Origin of the sequence: Arthrobacter sp. yr096, from assembly GCF_900108925.1 — a bacterium.
In the GTDB taxonomy this organism is placed as follows: Bacteria; Actinomycetota; Actinomycetes; order Actinomycetales; family Micrococcaceae; genus Arthrobacter.
Genome location: NZ_FNYI01000005.1, coordinates 97,793 through 113,329 on the forward strand (window position 1 = coordinate 97,793; position 15,537 = coordinate 113,329).

The window sequence follows — 15,537 nt, forward strand, 5'->3', positions numbered from 1 at the left end:
ATGACGCAACCTACCGCCGAACATGTAGGCCTTCTGCTCCGCAACGCCCGTGGTGAAAAAGGCTGGACGCAAGGGCAGTTGGCTACTGAGCTGGGAACCAGCCAGAGCGCAATCGCCCGGATGGAGCAGGGCAAACAGAATCTCAGCCTCCGGATGATCGAACGCCTTGAAGCGATCTTCGGCCGATCGATCGTCAAAGTGGGCAAACCCCAAATGACCCACCTCCGGGTGGAGGGTGGCCGCACCCTGTCTGGCGAGGTGGATGTCAACAGCAGCAAGAATGCTGGCGTGGCCCTTCTGTGCGCCAGCTTGATCAACCGGGGTACCACCACGCTGCGTCGGCTTGCGCGCATCGAAGAAGTCAACAGGATTGTTGAAGTGCTGACGTCCATTGGCGTCGAGTGCACCTGGCTCAACGGGAGCGACCTCCGCATCCGCCGGCCCGAGGTCCTGGACCTCGAATCCATGGATGTGGACGCGGCCCGCCGTACCCGCAGCGTGATCATGCTGCTCGGTCCGCTGCTGGACGAGACCAGCGAATACCTGCTGCCATACGCCGGTGGCTGCGATCTGGGAACGCGCACCGTTGAACCCCACATGCAGGCACTGCGCCAGTTCGGCCTGTCCGTGGAGGCCAGGTCCGGTTTCTACTCCGTCACTGCTCCGCCCGCCGATGGCCACGACCGCTCCTTCGTGCTGACCGAGCGCGGCGACACCGTCACCGAGAACGCCATCATGGCCGCCGCGCACCGCGAAGGTACAACGGTCATCCGCAACGCGAGCCCCAACTACATGGTCCAGGACCTCTGTTTCTACCTGCAGGGCCTGGGCGTTGACATCGAAGGCGTGGGAACCACCACGCTGAAGATCACGGGCCGTCCGGCCATCGACGTGGACATCGAGTACTTCCCCTCAGAGGACCCCATCGAGGCCATGAGCCTGATCACTGCGGGCATTGTCACCAACTCCGAGGTGACCATCCGCCGGGTCCCCATCGAGTTCATGGAAATCGAGCTCGCCACCTTGGAGCAGATGGGCCAGAATCTGGAGATCTCCGGCGAATACACGGCACGCAACGGGCGTACCCGCTTGGTGGACGTGACCACCAAACCATCCGAGCTCCGGGCCCCCCAGGACAAGATCCACCCGATGCCGTTCCCGGGCCTCAACATTGACAACCTGCCGTTCTTCGCCGTCATTGCGGGCAACGCCGAGGGGCAGACCATGATCCACGACTGGGTCTACGAGAATCGCGCCATCTACTTGACGGAGCTGAACAAGCTCGGCGCACAAGTACAGCTCCTGGACCCGCACCGGATCTACGTCAACGGGCCAACCAAGTGGCGCGCCGCGGAAATCGGCTGCCCGCCCGCACTTCGCCCCGCAGCCTGCTTGCTCCTGGCGATGCTGGCTGCCCGGGGTACGTCTGAGCTGCGCAACATCTACGTGATCGAGCGCGGTTACGAGGACCTGGCCGAGCGCCTGAACACCATCGGCGCGAAGATCGAGTACTTCCAGGACTAGGCTCCACGCTTTTTTGCTGGATCATCCGCCCGCGCAATAGGAGGAAAGCCCGTCATTCCGGGCTTTCCTCCTATTGCCCCCGGCGATGATCCAGCAGAATTCTCAGCGCCGGGCGTGCGGATTACCTTGTGCCAGGAGCCAGCGAATCTGGGCCATCACCTCATCTGGGGAATTCCACACCTGTTCCGGGGCAAAGGACAACACCTGGTAACCCCTGGCCTGAGCGGCGTTCAATCTATCCATGTCCTTTCGCCATGCGGCCCGTGAGCTGTGGAATTGATAACCGTTGACCTCCACGATCAACCACCCGTCAATCAGCGCGTCCACCCGGCCCACTCCGGAGATACGCACTTGGCGTCGGAATGAGAGTCCCTGTGCTTCGAAGAGCAGCCGTGCGCTGATCTCCGGAACGGACTCGGACAAACCATCGGCCATCCGTAGCAGTTTCCTCGCGTTCCCAAAGTAGTTGGCCCGCAGCTCACCTTCCAGGACGCCCCTGACAACTCCATGCTTTTGCATCGCCGACTGTGCTACCGCAATGGCATCAACGTCCGGAAGACAGGTCAGCGCGTGAATAACGGTGTCTACCACGGAAGCAACAGGCAAGAGAGCCTCGGCTCCCAGCCGGAGCCCACTGTGCCGGACAAACCCCCGGCCTCTGTTGTGCTTGGTTGCCAAATGGAGTCCAACAGGTGGGTCCTTCAACCAAAGCCCATAGCGGACCGCGGCGCTGGCGCAGGTCAGCTGTCCGTTGTTCACCAGCGCCAAGAGATACTCCTGGTCGGCTGACGGTAGGGCCCAAATGCCATGCCGGGGTTGGTACGCACCAATTTTTCGGAGCTCAGCCGGAGCATGGCCGTATTGATTGAGGAGACCGGCCCTTGCCACTCCACCCATTGACATCAGGAATTCGAAGGTGTCCATGTAGCCAGCCAGCCACGATGTGGAGGTGTTCAGAGCTGGGACTTTGCTCTATGTGGACAAGGACCCGGAATTTCTGCTGGATCATCGGCCTGCACAACAAGAGGAAGCCCATCATCCCAGGCTTTCCTCTTGGTTCCCCCGGCGGTGATCCAGCAGAATTTCAGCGCCGGGTGCAGCTCTGTCCTCACTGGGTCCTTGGGCGCAAAATGGAGCATGCGGACATTCGGGGTTGAGGAAGAGCTGCTCATCGTCGATCCTGTGACGGGCGGGCCTCTTGCTCTCGCGGATGCGCTGCTCGCCGATCATGATGAACCCGCCGCCGGAACGGGTCTGAGCCACGAACTTAAACTGGAGCAGATCGAAACCCAGACCCGCCCGTGCCACAGCTACACCGAACTCCTGCAGCAGGTCCGCCGGGGCAGGGCCATGGCCAACCAGGCCGCCCGCCAGCATGGTGCCCGGGTGGCGGCGATCGCTACCTCCCCGCTGGCCTCCACCACGCACACCACCCCGGATCCCAGGTATGCCGCGATGCTTGACCGCTTCGGGATCATTGCCACAGAGCAGCTGACCTGTGGATTCCATGTACACACCGCGGTGGAGTCACCCGAGGAAGGGGTGGTGGTGCTGGACCATATCCGCGACAAACTGGCTGTGCTGACGGCCCTCACCGCCAACTCTCCGTACTGGCGCGGGCTCCCCACCGGCTTCGACAGCTACCGGACGCAGGCCTGGAACAGATGGCCAACGTCAGGCCCATCGGCTGTTTTCGGCTCGCTCACCGCCTACCGTCGCATCGTGAAGCGCCTCCTGGAAACGGGAGTGATCCTGGATGAGGGGATGATCTACTTCGATGCCAGGATCTCCAGGAACCATCCCACCGTGGAGGTCCGCGTGGCTGATGTCTGCCTCCGATCCGAGGACGCCGCATTGATTGCCGTGCTGGTGCGGGCTTTGGTGGAGACGGCTTCCCTGGAAATGCTCGACGGCGTTGAGCCCACCGCCGTGCCCACGGCACTCCTGCGGATGGCGAGTTGGCAGGCCAGCAATTCAGGGCTGCGGGGAGATTTGCTGGATTTTGGCGATTTCCGGCCCCAGCCGGCCGCGGATGTGGTGTGGGCGCTGGTGGATTACCTCAGTCCAGTGTTGGACGACCAAGGCGAGCTCAAGCTCGTCAAGGCGGGTATCTCTGAGATTCTGGAGCGCGGAAACGGGGCCACTGAACAACGTGCAGCTGCCGTGCGCTACAACAACAGGCGGCACAACCCGCCGGGAAGTCCGCCGGACCATGAAGCCTTGGCAGCGGTGGTTGGGCACGCAGCGAGAGTCACTGTGCAGGGTGCCGCGGCCGATGCGCGCAGGGATCCCTCGCCAACACTGACGCGGGTCCGGCGGCCTTAGTTTTTGGTTTCTTCCCACGTCATCAGGTAGGCCCCGGTGGTTCCTTCAACCAGGTAGAACACCAGCGGCGGGATGTCCTTCTTGGCGAGGAGGATGCCGCCGAACAGCGGAGCGCTGGCCGCGGCGGTCCAACCGATCCAGCGCTTGGCAGGTGAGGAAAGAAGGCTCCCACCCAAGGCGCCCAAGGCCACGACATGCAACGCGGAGTACATCAGGAAGGGCGCGTTGGATCCGCGGAAATCGGCAAAGCGCTCCAGGTCAGAGGCACGGCGGGAGAGGCTGTACACAAACAACGGGGCTCCGGCGAGCAACGCCCCGGCAGCGGCAAGAGCCCATTTCCTTGCCCGTCCGCTCGAAGGGTCCTTGCCCGGGACAGCCCGCGCGAACGCCGCGAAACCTACCGGCACTGCTACGGTTCCCGCGGCTGCGAGGTGTTGCCCAAGGATCCACCCGCGTTGGCCGGCCAGCAGCATCCGCAGCCGTTCCTGGGCGTCCGGGGTGAGATAAACACGGCTGACGGGGGAGATTCCCACAAACCACACCACCGTGCCGGCAACGATGACCGCTCCGGCACGGCGATAGGGATACTTCCCGCTCATGGCAGCAAGGTTAGACCTGTTTGAGGGCCTTCTCCAGATCCAGGATGAGATCGTCCACATCTTCCAGGCCCACAGACAAACGGACCACGCCGTCGCTGAGCCCGATCGCCGCGCGGCCCTCGGGACCCATTGCCCGGTGGGTGGTGGTGGCGGGGTGGGTGATGAGTGACTTGGAGTCGCCCAGGTTGTTCGAGATGTCGATGACGCGCAAGCCGTCAAGCAGGGCGAATGCGGAGTCCTTGGCGGATCGTCCGGCGGAGGGGAGCAGCTCGAAGGTCAGCACGGTGCCGCCGGCCTTCATCTGCTTGGCGGCCAAATCGTACTGCGGGTGGGACTTCAGCAGCGGGTACTTGACCCAGCTGATGGCAGGCTGCTGCTCCAGCCATTCCGCAATCTTCAACGCGGATGCCGAGCTGTGGTTCACCCGCAGCCCGATGGTCTCCAAACCCTTGGTGAGGACCCAGGCATTGAACGCTGACAGGGACGGTCCTGTGTGCCGCATGAGCTGCTTGACCGGGCCGTCAATGAATTCCTTGGTGCCCAGGATCGCACCGCCGAGGACCCGTCCCTGGCCGTCGATGTGCTTGGTGCCCGAGTACACGATCACGTCAGCGCCGAGCTCACCGCAGCGCTGCAGCAGGGGAGTGGCAAAGACATTGTCGACGACGACAGTCGCCCCGGCGGCATGCGCCAGGTCGCTGACGGCCGCGATGTCGACGATCTCCTGCATGGGGTTGGACGGAGACTCGAAGAACACAGCGGTGGTGGGTTCGGAGAGGGCCTCACGCCACTGCTCCAGGTCCGGTCCATCTACGAAAACGGTCTCCACACCCCAGCGCGGCAGGATCTCGTTGAGGATCACAAAGCAGGAGCCGAACAGGGAGCGTGCAGCAACAACGCGGTCGCCGGCAGCCAGCAGGGCACCCAAGGCGGTAAACACGGCAGACATGCCGGACGCCGTCGCGAAGCACGCTTCGGTTCCTTCGAGCAGGCGCAGCCGCTCCTGGAACGTTGCCACGGACGGGTTGCCGTAGCGGGAGTAGACAAAGCGTTCGTCCTCGCCGGTGAAAGCGCGTTCGGCAGCAGCAGCGGATTCGTAGACGAAGCCGGAATTCAGGAAGACGGGCTCAGCTGTCTCTTGGAAATTGGTGCGGTCAAGGCCACCACGGACGGCCTGGGTGTCAGGGCTCCAGCCGGCGGCGTCAGGATTGAAAGTCACTTACTCGGTCCCCAGGTTCGTCGGCAGGCCACGGTTTTTCCAGCCATTCACGGTGCGCTCACCGTAGCGGTCCGGTTCGCCTTCGAAGCCCTCCAGGACGTTGTAGGCGGTAAAGCCGGCCTGCGTTGCCGCGATAGCGGCCGAGACGGAGCGCTGGCCTGAGCGGCAGATGAACACGAGCTCCACCTTGTCGTCCTGCGGGGCCTGCTGCTGCAGGTCCTCGATGAACCGGGAGTTCGGGATGCCGCCGGCGAGGTTCCACTGGATGAACAGGGGATCGTTCTCGGTGGCTTTGGTGTCCGGAATGCCGATGTGGGCCCACTCGCCCTCGGTGCGGACGTCCACCAGAATGGCGCCTTCTTCAAGCTTTGCCCACGCATCCTGCGGGGTCAGGTCACCTGCGTAGCTCATGCGTGGCCCTCGAATGCTTCTTCGTCGTCGTTCTCCAGCTGGTCAACGGCGTTGGCCACAGCGGCATCTGCGTTGGCGATCGCGGCGGGCAGCACGATGGCCTGGGCCACGATCACGTCAGTGCCGTTGAACGTGGCGGCCGGGCTGCCGTGGAGCACGTAGCCTTCGGCGAGGGCGTTGTGGATCCGCTCGCAGAAATCACGGGTGTCCGGGCCTGTAATCAGGCGGTAGGAGAGTTTTTCTTCAGTGGGTTCAGGCATTGCTGGTGCTCCTCAGTCACGCTTGCAGTTCGAGTTGTCGATACGCCGAGTAGTCACCTGAGGCACCCCGCCGGAGAGAGGGTTGCCGACCAGCAAGTCAGGGCTTTGCGCTGGTTCTCATTACTCAAGAAAAACGTAACATCCACGACCGTTGAGCTGCATGTGGCGGGGGTATCGCCGTCGTCATGTTGCGTAATCGGCGGTTCTTGGAGTAGCCCTCCAAATAAGACGCCCCGGGAGCATAATTGACGCAGTACGACCCCCTGTAACTTCGCATGAAATCAGGTCGCGGTGAACGGACAGAGCAGTTCTACACTCAAGCCCATGCTTCATTTTGGATGGTTTGTGGGCCACGGATTCGGAGTCCAGGGTTGGGGAACTCCGGGTTACAGCCTGGGCTATGACTGGAAGAAACCTGCCCTGTACCAGGAGGCCGTGCGCGCGTTTGAGCAATCCGGCCTGGACCTGTTCATCATCGAGGATTCGCTGACCGTTCCGGACACGTATGGCGGCACGGCTGAGGTTTCGCTGGCGCATGCGTCCTTCGCTCCGAAGCATGATCCGTTGGCTTTGGTCCCGTACCTCCTTTCCGCCACGGAGCACCTCGGGATTGTGCCCACGGTCAGTGCATCGTTCTATCCGCCGTTCACGGCCGCCCGCCTCCTGGCTACCCTGCAGCACTTCTCGGAGGGGCAGTTGGGATGGAATGTGGTGACGTCCGGCAGCGATTTGGCCGCGCAGAACTACGGGTTGGACCAGCAGATCGAACACGACCTGCGGTATGAGAAAGCGGAGGAATTCGTCGACGTCGTCAGGCGGCTGTGGCGGAGCTGGGAGCCTGGCGCGGTGCTTGAGGACGCGGACGCCGGGGTGTTCGCGGACCACAACAAAGTGCATCCGATCGATCACCAGGGCCACTTCTTCAAGGTTCGGGGCCCACTGAACACGGCACCGCTGCCGGAGGAACCGGTCCTGGTCCAGGCCGGTGCCTCGCCCCGGGGGAAGGCGTTCGCTGGCGGACATGCGGATGTGGCGATTGCCTTGGCCCGCGGCGTTGACGGTATGAAGTCCTACCGGGATTCGATCCGTGCCGAGGCTGCCAAGGCCGGCAGGAACCCCGACGACGTCAAGGTGCTTTTTGTGCTCAAGCCCACCGTGGTTGGGTCTGCGGCAGAGGCCGAGGAATTGCGGGCACAACGCAGGGAGCTTACCCAACGCGACATCGACAGCCAGCTCAACTCCATCTCCTACCTTTCCGTGATCGACTTCAAGCAGTTCGACCTCGATGCCCCACTTCCCGAGCTGAGCACCAACAGCAACCAGGGCACCCTGGAGCACTTCGCCAAGGCCGCGCCTCCCGGCTCCACCCTGCGCCAGATTCTGCAGGCCCGCAGCGGCGGCGCAGGGGACTCGATCATTGGCACGGTGGGTGAAATTGCCGATTACCTGGAGTCCACCGGGTCTGAGGTGGGAGGCGATGGCTTCCTGTTCTCCGGCTTTGTGGATCCGGTCACCGTGCACGGTGTGCTGGACAAGCTCACCCCCGAACTTCGGCGACGCGGCCTGTTGAGGAAGAGTTACGGGAACGGTGGGTTCCGACAGAATCTTCTGGACTTCTGATGTCTGTTGCCGAGCCGTTGACGATTGGTGTGGCACCTGTGCGCGCCGTGGACGTGGCGAGGGCCGCCTCTGACCCTTCGTTTCACGTGAAACTCAACCAAGATGCGTTGTCTTTGCTATCGCGCTCTCGGGAGGTGGTGGAGAAAGCTGCCGCCTTGGGCCAGCGGGTCTACGGGCTGAACACCTTGCTTGGCTCTGGCAGGGACACCGCTGTGGAGGAAAAGTCCCTTCTGACGTATCAAGTCCAGGTGGTCAGGTATCACAACAGCGGAGTCGGTTCGCATCTGGACCGTGCCACTGCCCGATCCGTGATCCTGGCCAGGCTCATCGGTTTTAGCCGCGGTGGCTCCGGGGTGCGCCCGGAGACAGCCCGCTTCTATGCCGAACTGTTCAACCGTGGCGTCTTTCCCGCCATCCCGCGCGAAGGCTCGGTGGGGTCATCCGACCTGACCCAGCTTGCCGCCGTCGCTGCTGTTGCCATCGGTGAAGGCGAAGCGTTCGACTCCGCCGGACACCTGGTTCCGGGCGCCGAAGCGCTCGCTGAGGCCGGCCTCCAGCCGCTGGTCCTTGCACCTGGCGAAGCACTGGCCCTGGTCAGCGCCAACGCCTACTCGGTGGGGGCAGGAACTCTCGCTTTGGTGCGGCTGCAGCACCTGGCTGAACTGGCCGACGTCGCGCTGTCCCTCTCGCTGGAGACCATCGCAAGGTACGACGGCGGCGGGAACCTCAGCCCGTTCTCGCCGGCCATCCAAGCGGCCAAGGCGGTGGACGGTCAGCGGGACTCGGCCGCTGCTGTTCGTCGCCTGTTGAGCGGCGGGTGGTTGGAAGATGTCCGGCCGGAGGTATCGGTGCAGGATGCTTTGTCATTCCGGGCCGCGCCCCAGACGCACGGGGCTTTCCGTGCACTCGTTGCCCAACTTGGCGTGGCCTTGGAGGTGGAGCTGAACGGCCGGGGTGACAACCCTTTGGCCGATGTGGAGTCAGGGCTGATGGTCTCAGGCGGGAACTTCCAGCCGATGCAACTGGCCTTGGCGTTTGAAGGCCTGCGATTGGCTGTGGCGCACGTGGGCATCTCCAGTGAACGGCGCACTGCCAAGTTGTATCCGCCGCAACGGGCTATCCGGGCTAAACACTTGCAAGCGGCCGGATCGTCGGACTCCGGCCTGGCACAAGAAGAATTGCCCGGGCTGCTCTGGTACTCCGCCGCTGGGCTCCTGGCCGAACTCAAGTTCCTTGCAGCTCCTGCGACCCTTGGCGCCCCAACCCTCTCGGCCGACGTCGAGGACCATTCAACGCTGGCGCCGCTTGCCTTGCAGCAGTTGGAGAAATCGGTGGAGGCCTTGGAGAAACTCCTGGCGATTGAAGCCCTGACGGCGTCGTACCTGCTGCTCGAAGCGGGGGCCGCGCAGCCGCTCGGGAGGGGGACAGGCGACGTCGTGGGTCGTTTGGCTGATGTGTTGGCAGAGCGGCCGTCGGCACCGGATCTGGTGGAACGGGCGCGGGCTGTGCTGAGGAGTGCTGTGGCTGAGGAAGCAGTGGAGACGGGGGCATCAAGATGAGTACGGCGATCCGCAAGCACGGGCTGCACGCGGCAGGTCCGGTGCCGGACGGTCTGGACGCCTCGGTCCTGGACAAAGTGGGTAACACCCCGCTGGTGAAGCTGGAGTCACTGGGCCGGGGCCTGGGCAGCTCAATCCACATTAAACTTGAGTCCGAGAACCCCGGGGGTTCCATCAAGGACCGTACCGCACTGAGTATGGTCCGGGCTGCGGAGAAGTCCGGCGAACTTCAGCCGGGCGCCACCATCGTGGAGAGCACCTCCGGAAACACAGGGATTGGGCTCGCGCTGATCGGGCACCTGACCGGGCATCCGGTTGTGGTGGTCACCGGGGACACCATTTCCCAGGAGAAGCTCGCGGCGCTCCACAATTATGGTGCCCGGGTGATCCTGACGGATTGGAATGCGCCGTCTGAGTCGCCGGAGAATGCCCGGGCCGTGGCCGCGCGCATCACTGCCGAAACTCCGGGCGCGTGGCGGCCGATGCAGTTCGACAACCCGGCCAATCCCGCCGCGCACTACCAGACCACCGGGCCCGAGATCTGGGAACAGACCGGTGGCTTGGTAACCCACTTCGTTGCGGGCATCGGAACGGGTGGGACCATCAGTGGCAACGGCCGTTTCTTGAAGGAACGTGCGGCTGCCTCGCGGCCCGGTGGCCACGTGGAAGTGGTGGGCGCGGACCCCTACGGCTCGGCCTATAGTGGCGGACACCCTGGCGAGATCCTGGTGGACGGCGTGGGCAACTCCTGGCCCCAGGCCGAGTGGCCCAAGATCTTTGACCGCACCATCGTGGACCGTTTCCTGCGCATCCCCAACGACGAGGTTTACACCACCGTCCACCGGCTCCTCGACGAGGAAGGGCTCGCGCTGGGCCCATCGTCGGGGCTTGCGGTGGCAGCTGCCCTGCGGGTGGCCCGCGCCGCACCTCACGGTTCGGTGGTGGTTGCCATAGCTCCCGACGCCGGCACGAACTACCTCAGCAAGGCCTTCAACCCGGTGTGGTTGGCAGAGAACGGCATCCGCCTCGCCGCCGACACCCCCGAGTAGGACGCTCTCTCACCTTTTGCATGTTTTGGGTGGACGCTCTCTCACCTTTCGCGTGTTTTGGGTGGACGCTCTCTCACCCAAGGCATGCGCTCGGGGTGCGCTAGGCTCCAACCATGCCCGAACAGGAAACAAAACCATGTCTGGCCGGCTATCTGGATAAGCAGCAGCCGGATCTGTACGCAACGCTGAGCCACTATTCCCAGCAACTCGTAGATGAAGCTGACCGGCTGGACATCCCGCGCCGCACCTTGGAACTCATCAACTACCTGTCCTCGCAGATTAACGGCTGCGCTTTCTGCCTGGATCTCCACCACCGCCGGGCCCTGAAATATGGCGAGACCGAGCAGCGTCTGTCCTTGGTGGCCGTTTACAGGGAAGTACAACTCTTTGAGCCCGCTGAAGTGGTGGCCATGGAGATTGCCGAGCAGATCACCCGCATGAGTACGTCAAGGCCAAGTCCGGAGCTCTTTGAGCAGGCCCGGCAGCACTACAGCGACGGGCAGATCAGTGTCCTGTGCATGGCGGCGATCGGGATCAACGCCTTCAACCGGCTGTCCATCCTGAGCGAGCACCCGGTCCGCGCGGCCAGGAACTAGGCGCCTGCCCGAAGCTTCCCAACGCCCTTCCACAGCAGATCAGCCCTTGGCCAACCGCAATTGGTTGGCCAAGGGCTGATCCATTACCAAAAGAGGTCAGGAAGCCGCCGGGCTAAGCGTCAACAGCCTTCTTGAGCGAGCGGCGTCGTCCGTACTTGAAGTAGAAGAATGCGTAGCAGGCCCCCACGAACGGAACCCCGAACAGCAGCGCAGCCACCTGATTGGGGTCGAAAGCTATGCCGATCAGCGACACCACACAGAGCGCGAAGGCGAGGATCGGAACCAGCGGGAACAGCGGAGCCTTGTAGGGGAGGGTTGAAAGGTCGCCACCATTCCTGATGAACGTCCGCCGGTAGATGAAGTGCGAGGCCACGATGGACATCCACACTCCCACCGTGGCGAAGCCCGCCACTGAGACCAATACCAGGTAGACGGTGGCCGGAGCCACAACACTGCTGATGAGCGAAGCCAGGCCGCCCAGCATGCTGACGCAGAGGGCCACCATCGGGATGCCTCGCTTGGTGAGCTTGCGGAAGGCCTTGGGTGCGTGGCCTTCGTCAGCCAGCGAGAAGAGCATGCGGGCACAAGAGAAGAGCCCGCAGTTACCGGCGGAGAGCAACGCCGTGATGATCACAAAGTTCATGATGTCCGCGGCAAATGGAATGCCGAGCATGGAAAAGACCGTGACGAAGGGGCTCTCGTCCACACTGACTTTCTCGTAGGGGATGGTGGCCGCGATGACGGTAATGGCACCAACGAAGAAGATCATGAGCCGGATGACCGTAGTGCGCATGGCCTTGGGGATGTTGGCGCCGGGATTGGCGGTCTCGCCAGCGGCAACACCGATCAGCTCGGATCCGGAGAACGCGTAGAACACGGCCAGGCAGGTGACGAAGACGCCGGTGAACCCATTGGGGAACAGCCCGTTGGGTGTTGCGAAGTTCTCGCCGAAAGAGGGGTAGCCCCCTGCGGCGAGGGGGTGGAAGCCAGCCAGCGCGGCGCCACCCAGGATGATGAGGCCGACGACGGCGGCGACCTTGATGAGCGCGAACCAGAACTCCGATTCACCAAAGACGCGCGATGAAATGGCGTTCAGCGTGAACAGGACGGTAGCGAAGACGAAACACCAGATCCAGACGTCGACGCCCGGGAACCAGCGCTGCATGAGCAGGCCGGCTGCCGTGAATTCAGAACCCAGCGCCACCGCCCAGCACAGCCAGTACAACCACGCCGTTGCGAATCCGGTGGCCGGGCCGATGGTCCGGGCTGCATAGATGTGGAAGGCGCCCGAGACGGGGAACGCAACAGCGAGCTCCCCGAGGCAGGCCATCACCAAGTAGACGACGACGGCGCCGATGAGGAAGGCCAACACCGCACCCAACGGACCGGCCGTGGCAATGGTGTAGCCGGAACTAACAAAAAGGCCTGAGCCAATGACGCCGCCCATGGCAATCATCACCAGGTGCCGGGCCTCCATGGACCGGCGAAGACCTGTTGTTGAGGCGCCAGTCTGGGGGTGCGCCTCGGTTGCCGATGCTTCGGCTTCTGTGGGGGAGCTGAGTCCCATATTCCCTCCGGGAAGTTAGCCAGCAAAGTCTGAAGTAGTACCAGCCGGACGTGATCCAACTAACACGAGAACTAGATTCATCACATGACGAATGACCATTTCAAGGAGGATAAGAAATGCGATTGAACGCACAAACAGCTCTCGGTTGAGGCCAAGAGTTCCTAATCAATGAGTCACGCGAGCGATTACTCTACTTGCCACCTGCTAGGTTCCAAGCGGAGCTCCGTCGGCGGATGCCTCCGAAGCCGGGTGAGTTACTCGATTCCCGCGAACAACTCGTTCAATTCGGCGGTCAGTTGTTTCCGCACGGCAGGAGTGCCGATTTCCTTGCCGTTGATGTGGTTGACGGGTGCAATCAGGCGGATGCTCGAAATGAGCCACACGGCGTCAGCGTCGAACAGGTCCTGCGGGACAAGGGGTCCGTAGCCAAGCTCCCAGCCGGCAGCCTTGGCGGCGGCGAACAGCGCGCCCTGCGAGGTGCCGGGGAGAATGCCGCTGTCATGTTGCGGCGTGATGAGGCGGCGAACAGTCCTGACAGAACCTTCGCCGTCGTCGACTGTTTCAAGGTGTGCCAACAGCACAGTGGAGGTGGGCCCTTCCAGGACGCGGCCGTCAGTGGACGTGAAGATCGCGTCATCGGCACCCTGCTTGTGCGCGTAACGCAACGCGGCCATGTTGACGGCGTAGGAGAGCGTCTTGGCGCCCAGCAGCAGCCACGGCGCGCGCTCGCCGGCTTCGGTGTCGAAGCCGCGGTCCAAGAGGACGACGTCGATGCCCGTCTCCCGCTGCCGGCGACTGCCCGCGGGGGACGGCGAAGCCTGGACCCAGCATGTGGGGCTGGCGGCACCTTCGACGCCGCGGGTGACGATCAGCTTGACGACTACCTCGTCCTCCTCCGGGGTGGGAGCGGGGTGGACGTCGCGGAATTCGTTGATGGCGGTGTCGATCGCCTTGCGCCAGGCATCCTGCTCCGGAAGGGCCAAGTCCAAGGCCGCCGCGGAACTGACAAGCCGGTTCAGGTGGGCCTGGACTTTACGGGGGCGTCCTTGGACGGCCAGAAGTGACTCAAAAACGCCATCGCCGCGAGTGGCGCCCAAGTCCGTAGCCATGAGTTGTGGCTGGCTGGAGTCTGCAATGCGGCCGTTTTCGAAGGCGGGGTCCAGGAAAACAAGGACCGTGGGGGCAGGTGAAGTCATGCTCCCAGCTTAGTGCGGACCCGGTGGAGGCGACTTTGCCGGATAGGCTGTGGTCACTGTTGTTCTTGAATTGTGGGGGTTGTCGGGTGCTCTTTCCTTTTCCGTTTGGCCAGGAATGGACCTGGTTGCTGGGTGCGTGGGCCATTGCGGAAGTCATTATGCGCATCGTCCTGCTGGGCATCATTCCCGGCAACCGCCGTCCAACCACCGCGATGGCCTGGCTGTTGGCTGTGTTCCTCATCCCATCGGTGGGGTTCGTCTTGTTCCTGCTCTTTGGCAATTTCAAGTTGTCCAGGCGCAGGCGCGAGCAGCAGGAGGAAGTCAACCGCCGCGTCCGCGCTGTAACCTCCGATCTCTCCGATCCTGTGAGTGTCTACTCCGGGCCTGAATGGGTGAAGTCGGCGGGCGAGTTGAACCATCGGCTGGGATCATTGCCCATGGTCGATGGCAACAAGGTGGAGCTGATTCCGGGCTACGAAGAGTCCATCAAGGCCATGGCCCAGGCGGTTAAGGGTGCCAAGAGCTACGTCAACGCCGAGTTCTACATCATGAGCAGCGACTCCGTGACTGACGAACTGCTGACCGAACTGGAGAGGGCTGCCGAACGTGGCGTCACGGTCAGGCTGCTCTTCGACCACATTGGAACGCTGCGGGTCAAGGGATACCGCCGCCTGATCCGCCGCCTCAAGGCAGGAAAGATCCAGTGGAAGCGGATGCTCCCGCTGCTCCCCATCCATGGCCAATGGCGTCGCCCGGACCTCAGGAACCACCGCAAGATCATGGTGATCGATGGCGAGGTTGCCTTCACTGGCTCGCAGAACCTGATCGAGCCTTCGTACAACAACCCCAAGCACCACAAAATTGGCCGCAAGTGGGTGGAGCTCATGTCCCGGCTTGAAGGGCCGATCGTAGCAACGCTCAACGTCGTGTTCGCGACGGATTGGTTGAGCGAAACTGACGAATCCCTTGAGGACCAGTTGCGGCTGCCAACCAAGCCCGCCCCGGGCCGCGTGACAGCCCAAGTGGTGCCGAGCGGCCCAGGGTTCTCAACAGAAAACAACCTGCGCCTCTTCAACACCCTGATCTACTCGGCGCAGCACCGGATCTCCATTTGCAGCCCGTACTTCGTTCCGGATGATTCCCTGCTCTATGCCATCACTACCGCGGCACAGCGAGGCGTGGACGTGGAACTCTTCGTCTCCGAGAAGGGCGATCAATTCCTGGTCCACCATGCCCAGCGCTCCTACTACGAAGCCTTGCTGGGTGCCGGTGTGCGCATCTACCTGTACCGGGCGCCGTACGTTCTCCACGCGAAGCACTTCACCATCGATGACGAAGTGGCCGTTCTTGGTTCCAGCAACATGGACATGCGCTCCTTCTCCCTGAACATGGAGGTTTCGGTGATGCTTTTGGGCTCCGAAACCGTGGACCTCATGCGTGCTGTGGAGTCCACATATCGCGAGGTGTCCCGTGAGCTTATGTTGGAAGACTGGATGGACAGGCCCCCGCTGGCCAAGTATGTGGACAACGTGGCCAGATTGACGGCCACGCTCCAGTAGTTCGTGGACGGCTAACGCCCTCTAGAGACGCTCTTGAGGGCGTTGGCTGTACA

At 62.9% G+C, this 15,537-nt stretch carries 14 protein-coding genes and 1 riboswitch; of the genes, 7 read left to right on the plus strand and 7 right to left on the minus strand.

Features of this window, described 5'->3' with window-relative positions:
• On the plus strand, window positions 1–1,524 hold the full coding sequence (locus tag BMY91_RS13755) for a UDP-N-acetylglucosamine 1-carboxyvinyltransferase (protein ID WP_090822837.1): 1,524 nt from the start codon (window positions 1–3) through the stop codon (window positions 1,522–1,524).
• 102 nt (window positions 1,525–1,626) lie between these two features.
• Here BMY91_RS13755 and BMY91_RS13760 read toward each other — a convergent pair whose 3' ends face one another.
• Complete coding sequence (locus BMY91_RS13760; protein WP_090822839.1) at window positions 1,627–2,448, minus strand: endonuclease domain-containing protein; 822 nt, start codon at window positions 2,446–2,448, stop codon at window positions 1,627–1,629.
• Between the two features lie 213 nt (window positions 2,449–2,661).
• On the opposite strand from BMY91_RS13760, the gene BMY91_RS13765 reads away from it, so the two are divergent.
• On the plus strand, window positions 2,662–3,849 hold the full coding sequence (locus BMY91_RS13765) for a glutamate--cysteine ligase 2 (protein WP_090822841.1): 1,188 nt from the start codon (window positions 2,662–2,664) through the stop codon (window positions 3,847–3,849).
• Here BMY91_RS13765 and BMY91_RS13770 read toward each other — a convergent pair.
• From BMY91_RS13770 to BMY91_RS13785, 4 genes are read right to left on the minus strand one after another with little or no spacing between them, the layout of a single operon-like run.
• On the minus strand, window positions 3,846–4,448 hold the full coding sequence (locus tag BMY91_RS13770; RefSeq protein WP_090822843.1) for a hypothetical protein: 603 nt from the start codon (window positions 4,446–4,448) through the stop codon (window positions 3,846–3,848). The genes BMY91_RS13765 and BMY91_RS13770 overlap by 4 nt on opposite strands.
• Window positions 4,449–4,458: 10 nt before the next feature.
• Window positions 4,459–5,667 carry an O-succinylhomoserine sulfhydrylase gene (locus BMY91_RS13775; protein WP_090822844.1) on the minus strand — a complete coding sequence of 403 codons (1,209 nt, stop codon included), beginning with the start codon at window positions 5,665–5,667 and terminating at the stop codon, window positions 4,459–4,461.
• Entirely contained in the window at window positions 5,668–6,078 is a 411-nt protein-coding gene (locus tag BMY91_RS13780) for a rhodanese-like domain-containing protein (RefSeq protein WP_090822848.1), read from the minus strand.
• Window positions 6,075–6,338: a DUF1737 domain-containing protein gene (locus BMY91_RS13785; protein WP_090822850.1), complete on the minus strand. Its 264-nt coding sequence runs from the start codon at window positions 6,336–6,338 to the stop codon at window positions 6,075–6,077. The genes BMY91_RS13780 and BMY91_RS13785 overlap by 4 nt, the downstream gene beginning before the upstream one ends.
• 13 nt (window positions 6,339–6,351) lie before the next feature.
• Window positions 6,352–6,463: riboswitch (SAM riboswitch) on the minus strand.
• 166 nt (window positions 6,464–6,629) lie between these two features.
• Here BMY91_RS13785 and BMY91_RS13790 point away from each other — a divergent pair.
• The 4 genes from BMY91_RS13790 (at window position 6,630) to BMY91_RS13805 (ending at window position 11,162) form a co-directional block, all read left to right on the plus strand.
• Window positions 6,630–7,958, plus strand: a complete 1,329-nt coding sequence (locus BMY91_RS13790; protein WP_090822852.1) for an NtaA/DmoA family FMN-dependent monooxygenase — start codon at window positions 6,630–6,632, stop codon at window positions 7,956–7,958.
• Complete coding sequence (locus BMY91_RS13795; protein ID WP_090822854.1) at window positions 7,958–9,517, plus strand: aromatic amino acid ammonia-lyase; 1,560 nt, start codon at window positions 7,958–7,960, stop codon at window positions 9,515–9,517. The genes BMY91_RS13790 and BMY91_RS13795 overlap by 1 nt, the downstream gene beginning before the upstream one ends.
• The gene (locus tag BMY91_RS13800; protein ID WP_090822856.1) at window positions 9,514–10,566 is read left to right on the plus strand and encodes a PLP-dependent cysteine synthase family protein; all 1,053 of its coding nucleotides are present in this window, start codon (window positions 9,514–9,516) and stop codon (window positions 10,564–10,566) included. Before BMY91_RS13795 ends, BMY91_RS13800 begins: the two co-directional genes overlap by 4 nt.
• A gap of 113 nt (window positions 10,567–10,679) precedes the next feature.
• Window positions 10,680–11,162, plus strand: coding sequence for a carboxymuconolactone decarboxylase family protein (locus tag BMY91_RS13805; RefSeq protein ID WP_090822858.1), 483 nt, complete (start codon window positions 10,680–10,682; stop codon window positions 11,160–11,162).
• Between the two features lie 112 nt (window positions 11,163–11,274).
• On the opposite strand, the gene BMY91_RS13810 is transcribed toward BMY91_RS13805, so the two are convergent.
• Together BMY91_RS13810 and BMY91_RS13815 are read right to left on the minus strand one after the other, a co-directional pair.
• Complete coding sequence (locus BMY91_RS13810) at window positions 11,275–12,729, minus strand: amino acid permease (protein ID WP_090822860.1); 1,455 nt, start codon at window positions 12,727–12,729, stop codon at window positions 11,275–11,277.
• Between the two features lie 254 nt (window positions 12,730–12,983).
• Window positions 12,984–13,925 (minus strand): aminodeoxychorismate lyase, encoded by a 942-nt coding sequence (locus BMY91_RS13815; protein WP_090822862.1) that lies wholly within the window; start codon window positions 13,923–13,925, stop codon window positions 12,984–12,986.
• Between the two features lie 86 nt (window positions 13,926–14,011).
• Between BMY91_RS13815 and cls the strand changes: the two genes are divergently transcribed.
• A complete protein-coding gene (cls, locus tag BMY91_RS13820; protein WP_090822864.1) occupies window positions 14,012–15,484 on the plus strand; it encodes a cardiolipin synthase in 1,473 nt (490 codons plus the stop codon).
• Window positions 15,485–15,537 lie beyond the last annotated feature (53 nt).